Source organism: Marivita sp., from assembly GCF_048006345.1.
Classification (GTDB): domain Bacteria; phylum Pseudomonadota; class Alphaproteobacteria; order Rhodobacterales; family Rhodobacteraceae; genus Marivita.
This window is the reverse complement of the sequence record NZ_CP180351.1, coordinates 1,868,059-1,888,928: the sequence shown is the minus strand read 5'-3', so window position 1 is coordinate 1,888,928 and position 20,870 is coordinate 1,868,059. Positions and strand designations below refer to the sequence as shown.

The 20,870-nt window shown below is 60.6% G+C and carries 24 protein-coding genes; 8 read left to right on the top strand and 16 right to left on the bottom strand.

Features of this window, described 5'->3' with window-relative positions:
• Window positions 1-5: 5 nt before the first annotated feature.
• From phnC to ACMVPR_RS09365, 8 genes are all read left to right on the top strand, one after another.
• The gene (phnC, locus tag ACMVPR_RS09400) at window positions 6-806 is read left to right on the top strand and encodes a phosphonate ABC transporter ATP-binding protein (protein WP_416882648.1); all 801 of its coding nucleotides are present in this window, start codon (window positions 6-8) and stop codon (window positions 804-806) included.
• Between the two features lie 50 nt (window positions 807-856).
• The gene (gene phnD, locus ACMVPR_RS09395) at window positions 857-1,777 is read left to right on the top strand and encodes a phosphate/phosphite/phosphonate ABC transporter substrate-binding protein (protein WP_416882647.1); all 921 of its coding nucleotides are present in this window, start codon (window positions 857-859) and stop codon (window positions 1,775-1,777) included.
• Between the two features lie 121 nt (window positions 1,778-1,898).
• Complete coding sequence (phnE, locus tag ACMVPR_RS09390) at window positions 1,899-2,846, top strand: phosphonate ABC transporter, permease protein PhnE (RefSeq protein ID WP_416882646.1); 948 nt, start codon at window positions 1,899-1,901, stop codon at window positions 2,844-2,846.
• On the top strand, window positions 2,843-3,700 hold the full coding sequence (phnE, locus tag ACMVPR_RS09385) for a phosphonate ABC transporter, permease protein PhnE (RefSeq protein WP_416882645.1): 858 nt from the start codon (window positions 2,843-2,845) through the stop codon (window positions 3,698-3,700). The genes phnE (ACMVPR_RS09390) and phnE (ACMVPR_RS09385) overlap by 4 nt, the downstream gene beginning before the upstream one ends.
• Window positions 3,697-4,215 carry an AAA family ATPase gene (locus tag ACMVPR_RS09380; protein WP_416882644.1) on the top strand — a complete coding sequence of 173 codons (519 nt, stop codon included), beginning with the start codon at window positions 3,697-3,699 and terminating at the stop codon, window positions 4,213-4,215. The genes phnE (ACMVPR_RS09385) and ACMVPR_RS09380 overlap by 4 nt, the downstream gene beginning before the upstream one ends.
• On the top strand, window positions 4,212-4,838 hold the full coding sequence (locus ACMVPR_RS09375) for a DapH/DapD/GlmU-related protein (RefSeq protein ID WP_416882643.1): 627 nt from the start codon (window positions 4,212-4,214) through the stop codon (window positions 4,836-4,838). Before ACMVPR_RS09380 ends, ACMVPR_RS09375 begins: the two co-directional genes overlap by 4 nt.
• Window positions 4,813-5,907 (top strand): GNAT family N-acetyltransferase, encoded by a 1,095-nt coding sequence (locus ACMVPR_RS09370; protein WP_416882642.1) that lies wholly within the window; start codon window positions 4,813-4,815, stop codon window positions 5,905-5,907. Before ACMVPR_RS09375 ends, ACMVPR_RS09370 begins: the two co-directional genes overlap by 26 nt.
• Before the next feature lie 16 nt (window positions 5,908-5,923).
• The gene (locus ACMVPR_RS09365) at window positions 5,924-6,439 is read left to right on the top strand and encodes a GNAT family N-acetyltransferase (RefSeq protein ID WP_416882641.1); all 516 of its coding nucleotides are present in this window, start codon (window positions 5,924-5,926) and stop codon (window positions 6,437-6,439) included.
• 3 nt (window positions 6,440-6,442) lie between these two features.
• On the opposite strand, the gene ACMVPR_RS09360 is transcribed toward ACMVPR_RS09365, so the two are convergent.
• From ACMVPR_RS09360 to ACMVPR_RS09285, 16 genes are all read right to left on the bottom strand, one after another.
• Entirely contained in the window at window positions 6,443-6,655 is a 213-nt protein-coding gene (locus tag ACMVPR_RS09360) for a hypothetical protein (RefSeq protein WP_300587511.1), read from the bottom strand.
• 84 nt (window positions 6,656-6,739) lie between these two features.
• Window positions 6,740-7,555, bottom strand: a complete 816-nt coding sequence (locus ACMVPR_RS09355) for a sugar phosphate isomerase/epimerase family protein (protein WP_416882640.1) — start codon at window positions 7,553-7,555, stop codon at window positions 6,740-6,742.
• Window positions 7,556-7,605: 50 nt separating this feature from the next.
• Window positions 7,606-7,806: a hypothetical protein gene (locus ACMVPR_RS09350; RefSeq protein ID WP_416882639.1), complete on the bottom strand. Its 201-nt coding sequence runs from the start codon at window positions 7,804-7,806 to the stop codon at window positions 7,606-7,608.
• 136 nt (window positions 7,807-7,942) lie between these two features.
• Window positions 7,943-9,226, bottom strand: coding sequence for a hydantoinase/carbamoylase family amidase (locus ACMVPR_RS09345; RefSeq protein ID WP_416882638.1), 1,284 nt, complete (start codon window positions 9,224-9,226; stop codon window positions 7,943-7,945).
• The gene (locus ACMVPR_RS09340) at window positions 9,214-10,515 is read right to left on the bottom strand and encodes a TRAP transporter large permease (RefSeq protein ID WP_416882637.1); all 1,302 of its coding nucleotides are present in this window, start codon (window positions 10,513-10,515) and stop codon (window positions 9,214-9,216) included. Before ACMVPR_RS09340 ends, ACMVPR_RS09345 begins: the two co-directional genes overlap by 13 nt.
• Window positions 10,512-11,036 carry a TRAP transporter small permease subunit gene (locus ACMVPR_RS09335; RefSeq protein ID WP_300582756.1) on the bottom strand — a complete coding sequence of 175 codons (525 nt, stop codon included), beginning with the start codon at window positions 11,034-11,036 and terminating at the stop codon, window positions 10,512-10,514. Before ACMVPR_RS09335 ends, ACMVPR_RS09340 begins: the two co-directional genes overlap by 4 nt.
• A gap of 57 nt (window positions 11,037-11,093) precedes the next feature.
• Window positions 11,094-12,128: a TRAP transporter substrate-binding protein gene (locus ACMVPR_RS09330; RefSeq protein ID WP_416882636.1), complete on the bottom strand. Its 1,035-nt coding sequence runs from the start codon at window positions 12,126-12,128 to the stop codon at window positions 11,094-11,096.
• Entirely contained in the window at window positions 12,125-13,051 is a 927-nt protein-coding gene (locus ACMVPR_RS09325) for a polysaccharide deacetylase family protein (RefSeq protein ID WP_416882635.1), read from the bottom strand. The genes ACMVPR_RS09330 and ACMVPR_RS09325 overlap by 4 nt, the downstream gene beginning before the upstream one ends.
• Window positions 13,044-13,775, bottom strand: a complete 732-nt coding sequence (locus tag ACMVPR_RS09320) for an aspartate/glutamate racemase family protein (RefSeq protein ID WP_416882634.1) — start codon at window positions 13,773-13,775, stop codon at window positions 13,044-13,046. The genes ACMVPR_RS09325 and ACMVPR_RS09320 overlap by 8 nt, the downstream gene beginning before the upstream one ends.
• Before the next feature lie 36 nt (window positions 13,776-13,811).
• Window positions 13,812-15,209 (bottom strand): dihydropyrimidinase, encoded by a 1,398-nt coding sequence (hydA, locus tag ACMVPR_RS09315; protein ID WP_416882633.1) that lies wholly within the window; start codon window positions 15,207-15,209, stop codon window positions 13,812-13,814.
• 3 nt (window positions 15,210-15,212) lie between these two features.
• On the bottom strand, window positions 15,213-15,950 hold the full coding sequence (locus ACMVPR_RS09310) for an aspartate/glutamate racemase family protein (protein ID WP_292271141.1): 738 nt from the start codon (window positions 15,948-15,950) through the stop codon (window positions 15,213-15,215).
• Window positions 15,950-17,284, bottom strand: coding sequence for an amidase (locus ACMVPR_RS09305; protein WP_416882632.1), 1,335 nt, complete (start codon window positions 17,282-17,284; stop codon window positions 15,950-15,952). The genes ACMVPR_RS09310 and ACMVPR_RS09305 overlap by 1 nt, the downstream gene beginning before the upstream one ends.
• Window positions 17,281-18,162, bottom strand: a complete 882-nt coding sequence (locus tag ACMVPR_RS09300) for a polysaccharide deacetylase family protein (protein ID WP_416882631.1) — start codon at window positions 18,160-18,162, stop codon at window positions 17,281-17,283. The genes ACMVPR_RS09305 and ACMVPR_RS09300 overlap by 4 nt, the downstream gene beginning before the upstream one ends.
• Window positions 18,159-18,959: an ABC transporter permease gene (locus ACMVPR_RS09295; RefSeq protein ID WP_416882630.1), complete on the bottom strand. Its 801-nt coding sequence runs from the start codon at window positions 18,957-18,959 to the stop codon at window positions 18,159-18,161. The genes ACMVPR_RS09300 and ACMVPR_RS09295 overlap by 4 nt, the downstream gene beginning before the upstream one ends.
• Window positions 18,956-19,783, bottom strand: a complete 828-nt coding sequence (locus ACMVPR_RS09290; protein WP_300582733.1) for an ABC transporter permease — start codon at window positions 19,781-19,783, stop codon at window positions 18,956-18,958. Before ACMVPR_RS09290 ends, ACMVPR_RS09295 begins: the two co-directional genes overlap by 4 nt.
• Window positions 19,783-20,868 (bottom strand): ABC transporter ATP-binding protein, encoded by a 1,086-nt coding sequence (locus tag ACMVPR_RS09285; RefSeq protein WP_416882629.1) that lies wholly within the window; start codon window positions 20,866-20,868, stop codon window positions 19,783-19,785. Before ACMVPR_RS09285 ends, ACMVPR_RS09290 begins: the two co-directional genes overlap by 1 nt.
• Window positions 20,869-20,870 lie beyond the last annotated feature (2 nt).

Genomic DNA, 20,870 nt, shown 5'->3' with positions numbered 1-20,870 from the left:
TCGTCATGGCTGCCACCCTGTCACTGTCCAATGTGTCCCGTGTCTTTGGCGAGACGCGCGCCGTCGACAAGGTCACTCTTGATATCGAGCCGGGACAGTTCGTAGGGGTGATCGGCCGGTCCGGGGCGGGCAAATCGACGATGCTGCGGCTGATCAATCGCCTGATTGATCCATCCGAAGGCTCTATCTCGTTTGATGGGGTCGAGATCACCACGCTCAAAGGCAAGGCCCTGCGCGCTTGGCGGCGTGATTGCGCGATGATCTTTCAGCAGTTCAATTTGGTGGACCGTCTGGATGTGCTGACCAATGTCCTAATCGGGCGTCTGGCGGAACATGGGTTCTTCAGCTCCATGGCGATGCGGTTCACGGATGAAGAGCGCACGATGGCGTTGCGCGCGCTCGACCGGCTTGATCTTGTTCCGCAGGCGCTGCAACGCGCGGGGACCCTTTCAGGTGGTCAACAGCAGCGCGTGGCCATCGCCAAGGCCTTGGTACAACAGCCGAAAATCATGTTGGCGGACGAACCCATCGCCTCGCTCGACCCTGCGAATGCCACGCTTGTGATGGACGGGCTGAAGCAGATCAACACCGAAGACGGGCTGACCGTTTTGGTCAACCTGCACACGCTCGACACCGCCCGTGCCTATTGCGACCGCATCATCGCGATGCGGTCCGGACGCGTGTTCTTTGACGGGACTGCCACGCAGCTTACCGATGACGTGGTCCGCGACATCTACGGGACCGAAGGCCTGCGTGACTTCAACGAAGCCGTGACCTCGACACAACGGATCGCGGTGACTGCCTGACCTGAAACATCCAACTCGACTGCCAAAATCAACCAACGGGGAGATGACCCATGAAACTGTTCACCACATCGGCGCTTGTCGCCATCATGGCAACCGCAGCCACAGCAGAAGGCTGGAAAGACGACTACCAGGTTCTCAAGTTCGGTATCCTGTCCGGCGAGAACGAAAAAGACCGCCTGATGCGCAATGAGCCGCTGCGCGTCTACCTTGAAGAAACTCTGGGTGTGAAGGTCGAAATCTTCACCGCCGGCAACTACGACGGCGTGATCCAGGCGATTGCAGCCGATCAGATTGAAATTGCCCGCCTCGGCTCCTCTGCCTATGCAGCGGCTTACACCGCAACGGATGGCGGCGTCGTTCCGACCCTGACCGGCAAAGCTCTGAACGGCGACACCGGCTACTACTCCATCGTCGTGACCCGCTGCGACAGCGGCATCGAGAGCCTCGAAGATGCCAAGGGCAAGGTTCATGCCTTTGCCGATCCGGACAGCACGTCCGGCTACGCCGTTCCTTACTTCAACATGGTGACTCGCGAAGGCTTCAAGCCGGAGGAATTCTTCAGCACCGTGACCTTCTCGGGCAGCCACGAAGCTGGTGTGACAGGCGTTGTCAACGGCACCTTCGACACCGCGGCGACCTATCAGGACAACGAGACTGATGGCGTCTACCAGCGCATGGAAGACAAAGGCATGATCGAGCCCGGTCTGGTCTGCAAGATCTGGCAGAGCCCGGAAATCACCTCTGGCCCCTGGACCTTCCGCAAGAACCTGCCGCAAGCGCTGATCGAAGACGTGACCGCCGCCATCGAAAGCTTCCCGACGGCTGATCCGGAAGGCTACAAGCTCTATTCCTCCTGGACTGCCGACAATCCGAACCCGGATGACGGCTTCGTGCGCGTCGACCATGATCGCTACCAGTGGATCGTCGACATGCGCGCATGGATCAAGGAACAGCGTCGGTCCGGGTCGTAAGCCTTTGACCGTTTGATGCGGGGTTTGCTCCGCCCTGCACCCGTGGCCCACGTTGGCGTCACGGGTGCATCCACGACGCGCGTAGGTCCACACAGCCCCTGTTGCGCTCACGAGGATCGCCATGACCGCCACAGCTGATTTCGACCAATCCCATCTGACAGACAGCGCTACGGCAATGTCCCAGTTTGAGCTGGACTATGCCGCCCAACGCAGACGGGCGCGGCTGGGCTGGACCATCGGAACGATCCTGTTTCTTCTGGCTTTTGCATTCACCACTTGGATTGGCGACTTCTTCAAGGTCACGCAGGTGACAATGCCGGACGGATCGCGTGAATGGCGCTGGATCATCCCGGCGGGCATCCCGCGCCTTGGCGAATACATCGAAAAGACCATCCCGACCCTGCGCTGGGAGACCCTTGGCGCGGATTTCGCCAACTGGTTTTGGCGCTGGAAGATCTGGATGGAGCTTTTGTTCGAAACCATCCTGATCGCTTTCATGGCGACCGTCTTCGGGGTGATCGGCGGCTTTCTTTTGTCGTTCCCGGCATCACGGAACCTTGCGCCGAACAAATGGGTGCTTTGGATCACCCGCCGCTACCTTGAGATCGCCCGCACCGTGCCCGAACTGGTCTGGGCGCTGATTTTTGTGTTCTGCTTCTCTGTGGGCCCGATGGCCGGGGTTCTGGCCATCGGCCTGCACGCGGCTGGCGCTTTGGGCAAGCTCTATTCCGAGGTGAACGAGAACATCGACATGCGCCCGCTGGAAGGCGTCAAGGCCGCAGGAGGCACGTGGTTCGATCAGATCCGCTACGGCGCCATTCCGCAGGTCCTGCCGAACATCATCAGCTACACCCTGCTGCGGTTCGAGATCAACGTGCGCGCGTCGTCGATCATCGGCTATGTCGGTGCGGGTGGTCTGGGACAGGAATTCCGCACCGCCATGAGCTTTCAGGAATACACGGACCTTTCGGCGCTTTTCGTCATCATCTTCGTGACGGTGATGATCATCGACTACGGGTCGGAAAAGCTGCGCCACCGGATCATTCATCTTGAGGAGAACCGGCCATGACCATCACTCAAGAGCAGATCGCCGAAGCGCGCGATCGGGTCCCGCTGGCCTTTCAAGCGCCCTTGCCGGTCCGCCTGCGCCGCTATGCGCTGTGGACCTTCTTCGTGGCGCTGTTTTGCTGGTGTCTCTATGATTTCAACTTCTCACCGGCCCGTATCTGGGAAGGTCTGGCGCGCTTCGGTACCGTCGCAAGCTTCATGTTCCCACCCTACATCTGGACGAGCTGGGCGGAGTTCTCGGAAATCCTGAACGGACTGGGCGAGACTTTGGCGATTGCCTTTCTTGGCACGGTGCTTGGGGCGGTCTTTGCCTTTCCGCTCTCGTTTCTAGGTGCCAAGAACGTCAATCGGCTGAACTGGTTGCGCCTGTCGACGCGCCGCGGCTATGACGTGATCCGCGCCTTCGAGACGCTGATCCTTGCGCTGATCTTCATCCGTGCATTCGGTCTTGGACCGCTCGCAGGTATTCTTGCCATCGCGGTGAGCGAGATCGGAACCTTTGCCAAGCTGTTCTCCGAGGCAATCGAGAACACGTCGAATAAACCAGTGGAGGGCGTCAAAGCCTCGGGTGGGTCGCGCCTGCAGCAGATCCGCTATGGTATTGCCCCTCAGGTCAACCCGGTGATCATGTCGATCCTGCTTTACAACTTCGAGTCAAATGTGCGCTCCGGCACCATTCTCGGCATTGTGGGAGCAGGCGGGATCGGCTTTCTTCTGTCCGACCGCATCGCGGCCTACAAATGGGGCGAGGCGTGGTCGATCATCTTTCTGATCATCGCCATGGTCTATGTGATCGACTGGCTGTCCGGCCTGATCCGGCAAAGGCTGATCGGCAAGACGGAACTGGCGAAGTGAGCCGTTTGCGGCGGATCATGATCATTGGCGGCGCAGGGTCTGGGAAGAGTACACTGGCGCAGCAGGTCGGGGCGGCCCTGAAGCTGCCTGTTTATCACATGGATCGCGAGGTGTTCTGGCTGCCGGGCTGGGTCGAGCGGTCCAAGGACGATCAACTACAACAGGTCGAACGGATCGTGGCCCTGAACGCTTGGGTCTTCGAGGGCAACAACTCCAGCACGTTTCATCTGCGTCGCGTTCGGGCAGATATGCTTATCTGGCTGGATGTGCCCGTTTGGCAGCGGATTATCCGGGTGGTGCGCCGTGGGCTTCGTTACAGAGGACGAACCCGCCCGGACATGGCGGAAGGCTGCACGGAGCGCTTGCGGATGTTGCCCGGGTTCTTGTGGTTTATCGTTTCGACGGCACGAGACAGCCGCCGCAAGCAATTGGACTTCTTCAATAGGTTTGAGCTTTGCAAGCTCCGGCTGCCCGGGCGTCGCGCGACCAACAACTTTCTGGAGACCCTGACATGAGTGGCGCTGGATCCAAGAAACACCTCACCGAGGCCCCGAATATTCACCCGGAGGCGAGTGTCGTCGATTGTGAACTTGGGGTCTGGACCGAAGTGGGCAAAGGCACGTCGATGCGGGCCTCGTCGATGGGGGATTGGTCCTATATCACTCAGCATTGCCACGTGGTCTGGACCAGCATCGGCAAGATGTGCTCAATCGCCAATTCCGCGCGCATCAACCCCGGCAACCACCCGACATGGCGCGCCGTACAGCATCACAGTGTCTACCGTGCCGAAGCGTATGGACTGGGTGAGGACGACCACGACTTTTTCGAATGGCGCAAGGCGGATTGGGTGACGATCGGCCATGACGTCTGGATCGGGCATGGTGTGACGATCACCGCAGGCGTGACGGTCGGGACAGGCGCGGTGATCGGGGCAGGGGCTGTCGTGACCAAGGATGTGGCCCCCTATACCGTTGTCGCGGGCGTCCCCGCGAGAGAGATCAAACGCCGTTTTACCGAACAGCAGGCTGACGCACTCCAAGAGATTGCCGTCTGGGACTGGTCGCGCGAAGCTTACAAGGCGGCCTTGCCAGATATCCGGAGCCTTGAGATTGATGCCTTCATCGAGAAATACCGCTAGGATCGGCTGTCGCGCCCTGAACGCAGCCGACCTTAGCATGCTCGCGCAATGGCTGGCGGACCCGCGCAATTCGGCGCACTGGGGTGGTTCCGGCGAAACGGATGCGTTGGAGGACCATCTGACCGACCATCGTGTGGCGCAGTGGATCGTGACGCGGGATGGAACGGATGTCGCCTATATTCAGGACTATGACATTCATGCCTACGAAAACCATCCTTTGGCCGCGCTGCCCAAAGGTGCGCGGGGCATAGACACGTTTATCGGCCAGAGCAGTTGGATGGGTGCGGGCCTCGGCCCATCCTATCTCGCGCTGCATGTGCAGCGTCTATTTGACAGCGGTGTGCCAGCGCTCGGGATAGACCCGGACCCTGAGAATGGGGCGGCTATCCGTGCCTATGAGAAGGTGGGGTTTCGCGGTTCAGAGGTTGTTCATACGAAATGGGGCACGGCCCGTGTCATGACTTTGTGGCCGAACAGTGCAGAGGCAAAAGATGAAGCCCACCTGCCTGAAACAGCCTCTGTCCTGGTGTGTCCAAAACTGCAACACCTTGAAGCCTATTGCTTTGCGCTCCGGAATGGCTGGTCACCGGACAATTTGCGCTCGCAAGCCGCGGACGAGCACCTCGAGTGGATTGCCCGAGATCCGCGCGGGTTTCTTGACCGTCTGGAAGATGTCGAGGCCAAGGGGCCACCGGTTCGGCTGCCCGATGGGTCCGAAGTGCCGCGCTTGCCCGGTCTGCGGCGCTGGATCTGGCAGGATGGGTTCTGCGGAAGCATCGGCTTGCGCTGGCAGCCGGGCAGCAATGACCTACCACCCCATTGCCTTGGCCATGTCGGCTACGCGGTGGTTCCGTGGCGGCGGGGCGAGGGGCTTGCGACGCGGGCGTTGATCGACATTCTGCCACTTGCTCGGACTTATGGCCTAACCCATGTGGACCTGACCGCAGATCCGGACAATCAAGCGTCGATCCGTGTCATGGAAAAGGCCGGTGCTCAGTTTGTTAAATCGTTCACGACACCTGCTGCCTTGGGTGGTGCGACGGACCTGCTTTACCGCATTCACATTTAACAAGAGGCCGTTTTTCATGCCCGCCGAAACCATCGATACCGAACGCCTGATTCTCGTACGTCCGCAGATGCAGCACCTAGCGACCTATGTTGCCTATTGTGCCAGTGATCGGGCGCGGTTTGTCGGTGGACCCTTTGATGCCGCGAAAGCGTTCGAGAAACTATGCGCGATGGCCGGTCACTGGACCCTGCGAGGCTTTGGCCGCTATGTCATCACTCTGCGCGATACAGGTAAGGCCATCGGCCATGTCGGTGCGCTGCAGATCGATGACTCCGACCTGCCGGAAATGACATGGACGCTGTGGACGGATGCAGCAGAGGGGCAAGGTTACGCTTTTGAAGCTGCTCGGGCCTATCTGGCGCAGGCGGCAGCGGTGACTGGGACAACAGAGCTGCTGATCCGGATCGACCCGAACAATGCCCGGTCGCATGATTTGGCTGCGCGACTTGAGGCGACAATCGACCCGATGGCCCCGCCACCCTATCGGCCGGACGTTGTCACATATCGTGTTCGAACAGCGGGCTCTGTTTGAGCGTCAGTTCGACAAACCATTCCCGGAATTGGATTGCAGGCCGGAAATCCAGCCGAGTATTTTTTCCTTCGGAGCGCCAAAGAATTCCGCCTGCGAGGTGTCGTCAAAGATGTGCTTCTTGGGATCAAAGACGCGGGGTCCGCGCGACGTTTTCTCTTTGATCCAGACTGCAACGACTTGCTGCGTTTCATCAAGCTCAGCGATGTAGTACGTCATAAACCGACCCACCTGAAGTGTAACAACCAGTTGACGCTATGGGTCGGATTTCGATTCGGCAAGTTTGCAGTGAAGCGGTCTGGTTCAGATGACCAGACCAAGATCGCTCAACGTGCGATAGCCTTTTGGAATGTCAGCCTTGTCGCGCAATTCGAGAACCAGATGCGGCGCACTTTGGCACTCACTCAAAGCCCGGAATACAGCGGTCCACTCGATTTCACCTTCTCCCGGGGCCCAGTGCCGGTCCGCGTGGCCGTCGACATCCTGCAGATGGACATGGGCCAGCTGATCGCCTGCGTCGCGCACGAAATCCTCGACCGGGGGCGCGCCGGACATGCGACGGGCAAGTTGCGCATGCCCGGTGTCGATCGACAGGGCGATGGCGCTGGAGTTGAAGCTGTCCACCATGGCGCGGCGTGTTTCGGGCCGCACGTCCTGGATGTTTTCGATCACGAGCGTCTGGCCAGCGTCTTCGGCGGCTTTCACCACTGGAGCTAGGGTGTCGTGAATGCGCTGCAGTTTGGTTTCTGCATAACCTTTCCAGCTGAACACGTTGTTCTGGAACCACAGCGTGTAGGGTGAATGCAGGACCATCTGCCGTGCGCCGATGCGGTCTGCGGCCTCAAGTGCCTTCAGCAGACGCGCCGTGATGAGTGGTTGCAGTTCGGCGTCCTTGTTGTCGATATCAAGCCCTTCGAACGGTCCATGGATGCCAATGCGCCCCGTGTGCCCCGCGAGCGCAGACTTTACTGCCGAGATGCGGTCGTCAAACTCGGTTGAGAGTGCCGCAAATGACATGAAGTCCTGAATTTCGATGTCACGAGCGGCATCGAACAACCACGCGCGGTGATCCGCGATTTCTGAGGCTTTGAGGCAGGCACCGATCTTGAGAGGGGTCATGCGGATGGCTCCATAAGGCAGGATTCGTTGTCACGGACGTTGGTGGCACGTCAAAGACACAGCGCCATGACAGAACCTTCAGAAATCTTACCGGCATGGAACTTGTACACGGCGGCCAGCATGGCTTGGTGAAAGCAATCGGATGCCAGCACATCGCGCGGCCCAGCCTCGACCATGTCACCGGGGCGTCGACGCCCCATGCGTTTCGGCTGCTCTCGCGACCTGCGATACAGTCTGCCGACGGTTGTCATGTGTGGTCCTTGTTCGCGTTAAGCGTGGTGTGCTGCGCTCTACGCATTTGGCGGGGGTACGGTTCAGAAAGAGCGCATTTTCCCGGTGGTGGTTCGCTGGCCCCGCCAAACCATAGCCGGGCAATGTCGGCTCACACTAACGGATCATTCCGGACGTTTCTCCGAACAGCACGTCTTCCACCCATGTCGTCAACACGGCACAGGCCTGTGAGAAATCAGGAAAATCCATATGTTCGTTTGGATTATGACTTCCGTTCTCATTGCGAATGAACAGCATCGCGGACGGAATGCCGAGGCTTGCGAACGTTGCACAATCATGGCCACCGCCTGACGGCAGTTCGAGATAGTCGATACCACGCTTTTCCGCTGCCAAGACAAGCCCGCGCCGCAGGCTTGCCTCCATCGGCGCAGCGGCGGCTTGAGTGTAGGGGCCAAGATCGATCCGCACGCCACGCCGGTCGCCGACTTCGCGGGCCTGTTGCTGCACCCACCGTTCGAACAGGTTCAGAACAGTGTCGTCCTGACTGCGGACATCCAGCGTGAAAGTCAGAAGACCGGGCACCTTGGTGATGCCATGCAGATTGGGATCGGTGGTGAATTCACCCAAAGTCAGCACCATGTCATCACCCTTGGCTTCGGTCTCCAACCAATAGGTTTCCATCGCCTGCGCCAATTCCGCACCGGCCAGAACCGCGTCCCTGCGGCTTTGGCGAGGAACGCCGCCCGCATGCGTTGTTTCGCCCTCAATTCGGCAGAACCTGTGCCGGATGTTTCCTCGGATTGCTGAAACGATACCAACCGGGCGCTGGGCTTCCACCAGCACGGGACCTTGTTCGATATGCACCTCGACGAAAGCCGCGATGTGATTGGGGTCAAGCTGGGGCTTGGCGTCGCGGATCACCTGCGGATCAAAACCAGCTTCGGACATATGCTCCGCCAGACTGCGCCTCGTATCGCTGCGCTTGACACGATCTGGCGTATCGCGGGGCAGCAGGCCAAATGCAGCGCGGCTGCCAAGGTAGTGCTCTGGGAACCAGATCATTTCCTCGGCGCGGATGGCCATCAGGGTCACGTCGCACGGGGGCTGCGGACCGTCGCTCAGATGCTCAAGCAGCACCAAGCCGGCGATCACCCCTGCCGCTCCATCGAAATTGCCGCCATGGGGAACCGAGTCGAGATGGGAGCCTGTCATCAGGACAGGGGCGTCGCGGTCCGTTCCGGGCAGGGTCACGTAAAGATTGCCAATCGCGTCTGTCCGGGTCTCGAGCCCCAGCGCCACGGCTTCGCGGGCGATCATGGCGTGGGCGGCGTCCTCGACCGGACCAAAACTGGCCCGCGTCACCCCCGGCGCATCGGTGCTGAGCGTGACCAGTTCGTCAAAAAGCCGTTTGGCTCGATCAAGCGCGGTCAATAGAGCCATCCGGGCACCACAAGCACGATCTGAGGCCAGATGATGATCAGGGCGATCATCACCAGCATGGCGAAGACAAAGGGCAGGATGCCGCGATACACATCCGCCAGCTCGCCCCGTCCGCGCACGCCTTGGACAACATAAAGGTTCATGCCGACCGGAGGTGTGATCAGGGCCAGTTCCATCATGATGACAAGGAATATCCCGAACCAGACCGGGTCAATGCCCAGATGCAGGATCACCGGCATGACAACAGGGATCGTGCCCACCATCATCGACAGGGTTTCCAGAAAGCACCCCATGACGAGATAAAACAGGACAAGGATCAGGATCATCTCGGTGGCCGAAAGGCCAAGGTTGGTGACGACCCGGCTCATCGCTTGGGGCACGCCCAGCAATCCGACGATGAAATTCAGAAAGAACGCGGCGGTGATGATGAAAAGCAGCATCGCGGAGGTTTTGATCGTGGCAATGAAGGCCGCGTGCAGCATGGCAAAGCTGAGCGCCTTGTTGTGCCATGCCAGTCCGAAAGCCATCACCACGCCGATGGCCGCAGCTTCGGTCGGGGTGGCCCAGCCGCCATAGATGGCCCCCATCACGACCACGAAGATCGCCAGAGGTGGCAGCAGGTGGCGCAAGCGACGCAGACGCTCGGCGCGCGCGGCGGGCGGCTGGACAGGTTCCGCGAGCGATGGCCGGATCAGAACGATGACCGCAATGATCACCATGAACAACCCGGTGAGCATCAGGCCCGGAAGAATGCCAGCTGCAAAAAGCTGCCCGATCGAGGTGTTGGTCAGGGCGCCGTAAATGATCAGGTTCACCGAAGGCGGGATCAGGATGCCAAGCGTCGCCCCCGCCGCGATGGTGCCAAGCACCAAGGGTTCATGATAGGCACGACGTTTGAATTCGTCCAAGGCCACGGTGCCGATGGTTGCGGCTGTTGCCACCGATGACCCGGACACTGCCGAGAACATTGCACATGCGCCGATATTGGTGTGCAGCAGCCCGCCGGGCAGGCGGCTGAGCCAATCCGACAGGCTGTCATACATGTTCCGGGTGATCCCGGCGCGCAGGAGGATTTCACCCAGCAAGACGAACAAGGGGATCGTCGTCAGCAGGAAGTCGTTCATCGTGGCCCAGAGGTTCGTGCCAAAGGACATCAGAACCGGCGGTCCGAAATAGACGAGAGCGCCAAGAATGCCCGTCGCCAGCATCGCGATCCCGACATGCAGACCGATGAACATCAGCCCAAGCATGATGACAAAGCCGATGCTTGCGCCTGTGACATCAATCATTTGCGGGCCTCTTCTATTTCTTCGGCGATACTGGGTGGGGCCAGTGCGCGGCTTGCTGCCTCCAGCCCGTTTCGCAGCGCATAGACACCCCGGCACGCGGACCAGAGCGCGGCGACAGCAAAGACAACCAGTCCCGCGACCCAAAGTGATTGCGGAATCCAAAGCGGGGTCTGCAACGGGCTGGACGAGACAGAGTTGAACAGAAGGCTTTCCGAAAGGGTTTGCCAGCTCATGTAGGCCATGAATGCGGCACCCAACCCAAGTGCCACATAGGCCAGAAGGTTCAGTGCGGCCTGCATCCGGAACGGCAGGCGCAACAACAACACGTCAATGCGTGTATGTGCGCGTTCGACCGCGGCCAGCGCCATCCCGAAGGTGCCCGCAATCGCGACGACATAGCCGCCAATTTCGTCGACACCCTGAAGTGAAACATTCAACAGCTTTCTGGCCAGGATTTCGATCACGATCAGGAAGGACAGGCCCAGACAGGCATATCCTCCAAGGATTCCAATCAGTCGCATGTTGGGGATACCCTTCCGGTCCGAACCGGGCGCGGGGTCACGCGCCCGGTGGACACTTTAGTTCAGCGAAATACCGCGCGCGGCGCCCACCGTCGCGTTCCAGATCTTGGAGCAGTCGGCAAACCCGGCATCACAGCTTTCAGCCCATCCCGGCAGTACCTTTTCCATCGTGGCCGCAGTCACCTTGGCCTGATCTTCGGCACTCGGTTCCACCAGAACCATGTTGAATGGCGTGTAATTCTCGCAGCCGTCCCCGCCGGTGTTGCAGGCCGTGGCCCACCCGTTGTTCTTGCGGGCAAGATCCCAAAAGCCTTGCTCGAAGGCGGCAAATTCGGTTTCAAGCTTGGCCTTTTCCTCGTCCGAAAAGCTGTTCCATGTGTCGAGGTTGATGAAATGCGCGTTGACCGACCACGAAATGCCCAATGGCATGAAATGGGTCGTGACCTCGGGCCAATTGCCGGTATTGCCGGATGTGGGCGAGGTGATGGCGCAGTCCACGACGCCGCGTTGTAGGGCCGGATAGACTTCCTTGAAGCTCATGGTGACCGGGCTTGCTCCCAGCGCCTCAAGCAACGCAGACATCGACGCGGTATAGCTGCGCACTTTAAGACCCGCGAAATCGTCGAGCGAGGCGATCTCGGCATTGCAATAGAACACCTGCGGGCCATAGGGCCAAACGGCAAGTGGCTTTGCATTGAACTTCTCTGCGACGCGCTTTTCCAGTTCGGGGCGGAACGCTGCGACCACCTCGGCAAGCTGATCCATGTCAGTTGAAACGCCAATCAGGTCGATGCCTTCAAGGAACGCATCGTCGCGTGCGGCGGCGCCCACAGTGCTCTGCACGATATCAAACGTGCCGGTGCGCACCATGCGCAGCGTGTCCTGCATGTCGACACCCATCACGTCCAACGGGTTGAAGTTGATGGACAGCGGAATCCCGGTCTTTTCGGGCAGCGAGGCATAGAATTCCTGTTCGAGCGCGGTGTGGAATTTGTGCGTCGACACAAGGCCAGTGGCACGGATTTCAGTTTCGGCGATGGCAGGCAGCGCCGTAGCCATTGCCAATGCGGAAGCGAGGATCGTCGTCTTCATGTCATTTCTCCTTGTCGGGTCCGAGATGTATTGGCCGCAGGGGAGGTCGCGGCAAAGTGACGGGCGATGTCGATGCGTTGGGCCCGCCAGATCTGGTCTTCAAGTGAGGCCAGATATTCGAGAATTTCTGTAACTGCCCGGAACCGGGCAGGTCGGCCGGTGATACGCAGATGAAAGCCGATGGAGAGGGTTGAGGACCGACCGCGGTCTGCTTCGATCAAAAGTTGTTCAACCGCGTCGCGAACATAATCCACCATCTCAACAGCGCGGACGAAGCCATTGGGATGAAAGAACTTCATGTCATTGGTGTCCAGATTGTATGGCACCACGGTAAGTCCCGTCGGATCGCTGTAAGGCAGATCGTCGTCAAAGGCGTTGGAGGTGTAGAGATAGCCAGCCTCGGCCAGCAAGCTGCGGGTCCACGCGCTTTCGGAACCGCGGCAAAAGAAACCGCGCGGGCGTTGCCCGGTCGCTTTTTCGATCGCCTCGGTTGCGCGCAGCAGGTCCCGTCGTTCCGCCACAGCATCGGCGTAATCCGAATGCGGCCGCCAGACCCAACCGTGGCACGCGGTCTCGTGTCCGGCGTCAGCGACCGCATGCGCAAGTTCGGGACTGCGCTCGACCGCGCGGCCGCACATCAGGAACGTGGCAGGTGTTTCGGTCCGGCGCAGCGCATCAAGAAAGCGCCACAGCCCGACCCGCGTGCCATACGCGAAAAGCTGTTCCTGCCCCTGATCGCGGTTCCCGTCCTTGACGACGCTGACGATCTCACCGACGCGTTCGGAGACTGGGTCACCATCACCCACCTGTAGCTCGGCGCCTTCCTCGAAGTTCACAGCCACGGATACGGCGACATGTGCCCCGTTTGGCCAAAGTATCTGAGGGGGCGACGCCCCATATCCGATGAGATCACGGTCAGACATCGAACACGCGTCCCCAGCCCCGGATGCGGGCAGGGTCATCCCCGGCCACCAGCATGGATTTCCAAAGTGCGGTGGACACGCTGTCGAGTACGGGAATACCTGTTTCCGCCTCAATCAGTTCGGCAGCCCCGGCACCCCTGAAGTTGGTGCAGTAGATCGCGATCGCCTCCGGTTTTGCTTCGGCCACTTCGCGACACAGCTGGAGGATTTGCGCCTCGCTATACGTGGCGAACGAGAAATTTCCCGGATCGTTCAGATGCCGTTCCGCAACCACATCGAAGCCGTGCGACGTGTAATTGGCGATGATCCGGCTTTGAATTTCGGGCAGGTAAGGCGTGACAAGACCAATGCGGCTTGCGTCGAGCCTTTCAAACAGTTCGTTCATCGCAAGCACGGAGGAACAGGCGGGTATGCCGGTACGGTCTTCGATCTCGGCAATCAAGGCGCGGTCGGTGTCGAACCCCAACCACCCAGACGACGTGCCGTTCCAGCAGATCGACTGCACCTTCGCATCCGCAAGCAGGTCCGCCGCTGCCAACATCGGTTCATTGGTGAACTGCCCCAGCGCGTCGTCTTCCATAGAGATCTTGACGACCCGGAAGCGTGCAAAATGGGCTGTGACATCCGGCAGCTCGTGCAACATCGCAGCGGTGATCGGCTCCAGCACAGTGTTGGACGACGGTGTCAACATGCCAAGTCGGGTCGTGGCGAGTTCAATTGTCATTGGCACGTTCCTTGAGGGGTGGGGCGCAAGAACGGATCACCGCAGAACATCGGGCGCCTCCCGTGTCAGGTGTTGTCCCATGGGCGCAGTGACGGGCGCGCCGTCCTGCATCGTCGTCACTCCACGCAAAAGGGTGCGCACAGGCCAGCCGGTGACCATGAAGTCTTCCCATGGCGTATAGTCGCTGCCGTGATGCAGATCGGTCTGACGGATGGGTTTCGTAAGGGTCGGGTCCCAAAGCGCGATATCAGCATCTGCCCCGACCATGATCGAACCTTTGCGTGGGAACAGCCCGTAAAGCCGCGCATGGTTTGTCGCGGTCAGCGCGGCAAAGCGATCAAGCGACAACCGGCCTTTGATGACACCTTCCGAGAAAAGGATCGGCAGACGTGTCTCAACGCCCGGTATACCATTGGGAATGTTGCGAAAGCTCTGACGTGCGCCGGGCGCGTCCTTGCCTGCGGTGTCGACAAAACGGAACGGGCAGTGGTCGGATGAGAAGAGGTCGAACACCCCGGTTTCAATCCCTCGCCAAATATTGGCCCATTCATCCCGGGTGCGCGGCGGCGGGGAGCAGACGTATTTTGCCCCTTCGAACCCGTCGCGGTCCAGATCGTCCGCCGTCAGCGTGATGTATTGCGGGCAGGTTTCGGCAAACACAGTCAGTCCGCGTTGGCGCGCGCGCATGATTTCCTCGGTCGCCTCGCCGTTCGAGACATGCACGATGGTCAGCGGCACGCCCGCGATCTCGGCCAGCGAAATGGCGCGGTGCGTGGCCTCGCGCTCAACGGGGACCGGGCGTGTGGTGGCGTGGTGGTATGGTGCTGTCTCGCCAGTGCGTTCGGCCCGGTCGCGCAGGAATTCGATGGCATCCTCGTTCTCCGCATGCACCATCACCATCGCGCCATGGGCTTTCGCCACCGACATGACTTCGAGGATTTGCCGGTCTGACAGAGCCAAGCCCTGATAGGTCATGAAGACCTTGAAACTGGTATATCCCGCTTCGATCAGTGTAGGCAGGTCTTGTCCCAAGGTTACAGGATCGGTTTCCTTGACGATCAGGTGAAACGCCACGTCGGTCAGGCAGTTGCCCTCGGCCTTGGCACGGTAGGCGGCGACGGCCTCACGCAGGGTCTGGCCGTCTTCAGGCAGACAAAATGGCAGGATGGTCGTGTTGCCGCCACAGGCTGCCGCGCGGGTTCCGGAGGTGAAATCATCCGCCATCTCGATCCCCGGTCCCGAGGGCTGAGAGATATGGACATGGCTGTCGATCCCGCCGGGCAGAGCTATCAGCCCGGTAGCGTCGATCACTTCGGTCCCGGAAAGGTCATGGCCCAAGGTTGCAATCACGCCGCCTTTGATGCCGATCTCGCAGTGGGTTGTGCCGCTGGCAGACACCACACGCGCGCCTTTGATCACCAGATCATGGGTCATGGGTCATTCTCCTGCGATGATGCTGGCAAGGGCGGGTGACAGGCCTTTGGACGGCTTTGCCGCCGGTCGTGCGACACGCTGGCCATAGGCCGGGGCAAGGCGCACGAGGCTCATCGCCTGCGCTGTGGCGGCAGCGATGGGATCGATCAGTAACCCATCGACCTCGTTTGCGATGTCCTTGGCCAGTCCTGCCAAGGGCGCACCTCCTAGGATCACAACATCTGCTCCGTCTGCGGATGTGGCTTGGCCGACCAGTTCGATCAGGTCGGATCGCAACTCGGTTGCCACATTGTCGACCGAGGCAGGCGCGATCTTAGGGCATCTCACACCTGTAAAGCGCGCCTCCAAACCGGTCTGACGGACGCAATCCGTGTACCACCGCGCCATATGCGGAGAGAACGTGACCACCGAAAAGCGGTCACCCAGCATCGCGGCGGTCATGATCGCCGCCTCGGCCATACCGACGACGGGAAGGTTGAACAATTCGCGGGCAGCGACCAGACCAGGGTCGCCAAAGGCCGCAACAATGACGGCGTCAACGCTGTCATGATGATCCGCAATCATTTCAAGGACATGCGCTCCGGCAATCTGAGCTTCGGCGCGCGATGAGATATAAGGAAAGCCCTGCGCTGCGGTCAGCGCGACGATCTCGGCAGCTTCACCCGCAAGGTCTTGCGCCACGCGCGCCATTGGTCCGGTCATCGCTTCGGTCATGTTGGGGTTGATCATGAGCAGACGCATCAGGCGGTGTCCTTCAGCAGAGATTCCAGAAGTTGCGCCGCGCCGATCAATGCGCCGTCTTGCCCAGCAGGCGCGATCAATTGAAGGCCCAGCGGCAATCCGTTTCCATCGACGCCGCAGGGCAGGGACAGAGCTGGCACTTCGGCGTGGTTCACCTGCGGGGTGAAGGCGGCATGGTCGCGGGGGCCAGCAGGTTGACCTGCGATGGTTTCAGGGGCGGACAATTCAGCAGGCCATGCCGGGCAGGGCGTGGTTGGGGTCGCGATGATCCCGTAACGGTCCAGCGCCGCACGCAGAACCGAGCGCATTCTGTAAGAGGTTTGATGCGCAGCGGCGACATCGACGCCAGTCAGTGAAAGCCCGGTTTCGATCTGTTTGGCGATCATCGGATCGAAGATGTCGGGCGTGTCGCGCCACACGTGGCCATAGGCATTCGCAAGGCCCGCGAATTGAAGCGGAAGGATGTCGTGCCCCTTGATGCCGCCCCAGGCGATCTCTGCCGACTGAACCGTTATGCCTGCTTGGCCAATCGCCTGCATCGCCTCAGAAAAGTTCCGGGCGACATCCGGTTCGACCGCCTGTCCCGTGCCGAAATCTGGACTTGCCGCGATGCTGAGCGTGTCTGGTGCGGTTGCGTGAACGCCAGCCATGACCTCCATCGCGAGTGCAATATCCCCCATATCGCGGGCGATGGGGCAGATCACCGATATGCCCCAAACCGGTTCCGGAAAGCTCGGGCCGTAAGGGATGAGATCATAGGTCGGTTTCATCCCGCACAGACCTGTGTGGGCCGGGGGGCGGCGGCTTGACCCGCCTGCATCGGTGCCAAGGGCAAGCGGTACGATCCCCGCAGCCACCGCCGCGACCGAACCGCCGGACGATCCACCCGGACCCAGTGTCAGGTCCGCTGGATTGCGTGTGATGCCGTGATGCGGCGAGTTGGTGGCGCCCTTGCAACCAAACTCCGAACAGGTTGCAATGCCCAGGATCATCGCTCCGGCGTTGCGCAGACGGCGCACGGATTCAGCATCCTCGGGCGCAATGTGATCTGCAAAAAGCCGCGATCCCTGCGATACCCGCAAGCCTTTGACCCAGATATTGTCCTTGATCAGCACAGGCACTCCGGCCAGCGGCAGGTTTTCCCCGGCTGAAAGGCGCTGCGTCACGCGGTCGGCCTCGGCTTCGAAATCGGGGTTCATGTGGCAGATGGCGTTGATCGCGGGATTGCGCTCTGCTGCGCGGGCCAGCGTTTCCGCGACGATCGCCGCTGGCGAGATGTCACCGCGGTGGACCGCAGCGGCCAGATCGCGGGCGGTCAGGTCAAGCGCGCTCATGTCATCTCTCCATGCTGGGCGGCCCAATGGCGGGCAATGTCACGACGTGGCGCGATCCAAACGCCGGGCGTGCCGGCGATATGGGACAAAACTGTCTCCAACCCGCCGATGCGCGCCGGACGACCGATGATCCGCAGATGCAAACCGATGGACATCATCCGCGCGGCGTTTGCGCCCTCGGCATACAGCCGGTCAAACCCGGCGATCACGTAGTCGGAAAAGTCCCGCGCCTGAACGAACCCGCCACCTGGCGAGAACCGCATGTCATTGGTGTCAAACGCATAAGGCAGCACGACATGGCTACCCTCAATATAGGGGATGTCGTCGTCATAGGCGTTGCTGTCATAGGTAAAGCCGCCATGTTCCATCAGCAGCGCACGGGTGTGCGGCGAGGTGGCCGAGCGGGTGTGCCAGCCAACCGGCGCGACGCCAGCAATCTCGGTCAGGGTGGCGTGGGTTTTGGCAATCACCGCGCGTTCTTTATCGGCGTCCCAGCCCGCATGGGTTTCCCAGCGCCAGCCGTGGCAGGACACCTCATGACCGCGCGCCACCGCGTCCTGAATCAGCCAGGGTGTGCGTTCCGCGGCGCGTCCGCAGGTTGAGAAGGTGGCCTTGACGCTGTGATGGTCGAACGCGTCAGCGATCCGCTTGTAGCCCTGACGCGGACCGTAGCCGAAATGGCTTTCCATACACGGGTCCGGCGCGCCTTTGACCTCTTCAACGGCTTCGTAGCGCGCTTCGTTGCGCTCGTCCCCGTCACCGATCGACAACTCCGCGCCTTCCTCGACATTCACGACAAAGGACACGGCCAGCCTTGCGTCATCCGGCCAGCACGGCGCGGGTTCTGCGCCGAAATATCCCTTCAGATCGCGCCTCATCCCTGGATCATCCGGTTGAGGCCTACGGTCCGTGCGCCGACCACCAAGGCGATGACGGCCATCAGGATCAGGCCCGAGGACATGGCCGCAAGCGAAGGGTCTGGCTGTTCCTCAAGGTATTGGAGCATCTTGATCGGCAGCGTTTTGTTGCGGGCGTCCGTCAGGAAAATGGAGATTGGGTAATTGTCCATCGACGCCAGAAAGGCGAACAGGCCGCCGGTCAGGTAGGCGGGGGCCAGATTGGGCACCAGCACCTTGAGAATGGCCTTGGGGTAGGACAGACCCAGCGTTCGCGCGGCGTCTACCAGCGAGAAATCGAAGGCCGACATCGACGCCAGCAAGGTGCGCATCACGAAGGGCAGGGTGATCACGATATGGCCCAGTAACAGCGACCAATAGGCATCGCGCAGCCCGATTTCCCGGAAAAACTGTAGCAGCGCCACACCAACCACCAATCCCGGCATCATGAGCGGGGATACGGTGAACGTGGCGATTGCCTCACGTCCCCGGAACTGGCCACGTGCGACCGCAACAGCCGCCAGCGTGCCCAACACCAACGATATTGCTGTCGAAACCAACGCAAGGTTGAGCGACAAACTCACCGCTTCCCACAATCCGGATCGTTCCTGCAGCGACCGATACCAGCGCAGCGACCATTCGGGGGGCGGCAAAGTGTAGACCGACGATGAGGTGAAAGACGCCGCGACGGTGATCACGATGGGCAGCATCAGGAACACCACGCAGCAGAGGCCAATCGTCCAGCTCAGCACAAGAAACAGACGGTCCGTCCCGGTCATTGCCGCGCCCCCAGACGATTGGCCAGCCAGCTTGACCCCAGCACGACAGAGATCGCGATGATAAGCAGGATGGACGAGATCGTGGCTCCCAACGCTTCATTCCGCAGGTAGAGGAAGGAGCGCGCGGTCAGCATCGACAGGGTTTGCTGGCGTTCGCCGACGATCAGCGACGGGATGACGTACATCGACACGGCGAGTGAGAAGACAAAGGCGCATCCCGCCACCACACCCGGCAGGCTGAGCGGCAGGGTCACGTTGAAGAACCGGAAGACAGGTGTCGCGCCCAGAGAGGCCGCCGCTTCGGGCAGGCGGCTGTCCATCTGGCGCAGGACGGCGTAAATCGGCAGCACCATGAAGGGCAGGAAAACGTTGGCCGCCCCGATGATCAGTGCGGTTTCGGTGAACAGCATGCGGATCGGCGCGTCGATCACCCCGAGCGACATCAGCATGTCATTGAGAACTCCGCGCGTCCGGAAGATGATCGACCACGCAAAGGCCTTGACCACAACGCCAACGGACATCGGCAAGACCATGGCAACAAGGAAGATTGACAACCAGATCCCATTGGCACGCGACATGGCGATGGCGGTGGGGTAGGCGATGAGCAGAGCAAGGATCGTCGTCAGTGCCGCGACCCGCAGCGTCCGCCAGAGCACGGACATGTTGTATTCATCGCTGAAGAACAGGCGGTATTCCTCGAGCGAGAACTGCCCGTCGATCTGGAACGACTTGAGCAGCAGCATGAAGAGCGGCAGGGCAAAGATCACCGCAAGAAAGGTCAGACCCGGCAGGGCCAAAAGGCCGATATTCTCCAGACGGCGCATCAGACCGTCGCCTCGTAGACCAGCGTGTCCTTGACCGACCAGCCAAAAGCGATGTCTTGCCCGCGCGTCAGGGTCGTCTGAATGCCCGGCACTTCGCAAAGCAGCCGATCCTCGGAGTCACTGACGCCGTGCAGTTGGGTTTTCGCGCCCAGCACCATGGCATCTGCCAGTGTGACGCTGATTGTGTTCTCACCGTCTCCCGGGGTGATCAGTTCGGGACGGACGCCAACAGTCACCTTGGTTCCGACGCCATAGGCCCCATTTGCAAAGACAATCCCGTTGGCCGTGCCGATCTGCATGACGCGACCATCGGTCTTTTGAATCTGTCCGCGCAGGCGCGTGGATAGGCCGACAAAGTCCATGACAAATGCCGATTTCGGCCGGGCATAAAGCTCGGACGGGGTTGCGAATTGTTCGATTTTGCCCGCGTTCATCACCGCGATGCGGTCTGAGACGCCCATCGCCTCTTCCTGATCGTGGGTCACGAAAATCGCCGTCATGTCCCGATCACGCAGCAGCGATTTCAGCTCGACCTGCATGGTTTCGCGCAGCTTTCGGTCGAGCGCCGAGAACGGTTCATCTAGCAGCAACAAGACCGGGTCGACCACCAGTGCACGTGCGACCGCCACGCGTTGTTGCTGACCACCCGACAAGGCCGCCACGGGACGGTCTGCAAAGTCGCGCATGCGGACCAGTTGCAGTGCTTCGTCCACCTTGGGGGCGATGTCCCCTTTGGCAACGCTGCGTGCCCGCAGTCCAAAGGCCACGTTTTCCGCGACGGTAAGGTGCGGGAAGAGCGCGTAGCTTTGAAACACCACCGAGATGTTGCGCCGATGCGCAGGTACCCGCGTGATCGCACGCCCATCGAGAAGGATGTCGCCCGCATCAGCCGAGGTCAGACCTGCGATGATGCGGAGCAATGTGGTCTTGCCGCAGCCGGACGGGCCGAGAAGAGAAACGAGTTCTCCTCTCTCCACGCGGAAGTCCATATCGGACATTACGCTGGTTCCCTTGAACGCCTTTCCGACGCCGACAACGTCGAGATAGGCGCGTTTGTCCGGCTCCGTCCCTGCGGAGCTCTGCATGG

Excerpts from the sequence above, each read along its gene's own strand:
- phnC (WP_416882648.1), top strand. The coding sequence starts at position 6 with ATGGCTGCCACCCTGTCACTGTCCAATGTGTCCCGTGTCTTTGGCGAG.
- phnD (WP_416882647.1), top strand. The coding sequence starts at position 857 with ATGAAACTGTTCACCACATCGGCGCTTGTCGCCATCATGGCAACCGCA.
- phnE (WP_416882646.1), top strand. The coding sequence starts at position 1,899 with ATGACCGCCACAGCTGATTTCGACCAATCCCATCTGACAGACAGCGCT.
- phnE (WP_416882645.1), top strand. The coding sequence starts at position 2,843 with ATGACCATCACTCAAGAGCAGATCGCCGAAGCGCGCGATCGGGTCCCG.
- ACMVPR_RS09375 (WP_416882643.1), top strand. The coding sequence starts at position 4,212 with ATGAGTGGCGCTGGATCCAAGAAACACCTCACCGAGGCCCCGAATATT.
- ACMVPR_RS09370 (WP_416882642.1), top strand. The coding sequence starts at position 4,813 with ATGCCTTCATCGAGAAATACCGCTAGGATCGGCTGTCGCGCCCTGAAC.
- ACMVPR_RS09365 (WP_416882641.1), top strand. The coding sequence starts at position 5,924 with ATGCCCGCCGAAACCATCGATACCGAACGCCTGATTCTCGTACGTCCG.
- ACMVPR_RS09360 (WP_300587511.1), bottom strand. The coding sequence starts at position 6,655 with ATGACGTACTACATCGCTGAGCTTGATGAAACGCAGCAAGTCGTTGCA.
- ACMVPR_RS09355 (WP_416882640.1), bottom strand. The coding sequence starts at position 7,555 with ATGACCCCTCTCAAGATCGGTGCCTGCCTCAAAGCCTCAGAAATCGCG.
- ACMVPR_RS09350 (WP_416882639.1), bottom strand. The coding sequence starts at position 7,806 with ATGACAACCGTCGGCAGACTGTATCGCAGGTCGCGAGAGCAGCCGAAA.
- ACMVPR_RS09345 (WP_416882638.1), bottom strand. The coding sequence starts at position 9,226 with ATGGCTCTATTGACCGCGCTTGATCGAGCCAAACGGCTTTTTGACGAA.
- ACMVPR_RS09340 (WP_416882637.1), bottom strand. The coding sequence starts at position 10,515 with ATGATTGATGTCACAGGCGCAAGCATCGGCTTTGTCATCATGCTTGGG.
- ACMVPR_RS09335 (WP_300582756.1), bottom strand. The coding sequence starts at position 11,036 with ATGCGACTGATTGGAATCCTTGGAGGATATGCCTGTCTGGGCCTGTCC.
- ACMVPR_RS09330 (WP_416882636.1), bottom strand. The coding sequence starts at position 12,128 with ATGAAGACGACGATCCTCGCTTCCGCATTGGCAATGGCTACGGCGCTG.
- ACMVPR_RS09325 (WP_416882635.1), bottom strand. The coding sequence starts at position 13,051 with ATGTCTGACCGTGATCTCATCGGATATGGGGCGTCGCCCCCTCAGATA.
- ACMVPR_RS09320 (WP_416882634.1), bottom strand. The coding sequence starts at position 13,775 with ATGACAATTGAACTCGCCACGACCCGACTTGGCATGTTGACACCGTCG.
- hydA (WP_416882633.1), bottom strand. The coding sequence starts at position 15,209 with ATGACCCATGATCTGGTGATCAAAGGCGCGCGTGTGGTGTCTGCCAGC.
- ACMVPR_RS09310 (WP_292271141.1), bottom strand. The coding sequence starts at position 15,950 with ATGCGTCTGCTCATGATCAACCCCAACATGACCGAAGCGATGACCGGA.
- ACMVPR_RS09305 (WP_416882632.1), bottom strand. The coding sequence starts at position 17,284 with ATGAGCGCGCTTGACCTGACCGCCCGCGATCTGGCCGCTGCGGTCCAC.
- ACMVPR_RS09300 (WP_416882631.1), bottom strand. The coding sequence starts at position 18,162 with ATGAGGCGCGATCTGAAGGGATATTTCGGCGCAGAACCCGCGCCGTGC.
- ACMVPR_RS09295 (WP_416882630.1), bottom strand. The coding sequence starts at position 18,959 with ATGACCGGGACGGACCGTCTGTTTCTTGTGCTGAGCTGGACGATTGGC.
- ACMVPR_RS09290 (WP_300582733.1), bottom strand. The coding sequence starts at position 19,783 with ATGCGCCGTCTGGAGAATATCGGCCTTTTGGCCCTGCCGGGTCTGACC.
- ACMVPR_RS09285 (WP_416882629.1), bottom strand. The coding sequence starts at position 20,868 with ATGCAGAGCTCCGCAGGGACGGAGCCGGACAAACGCGCCTATCTCGAC.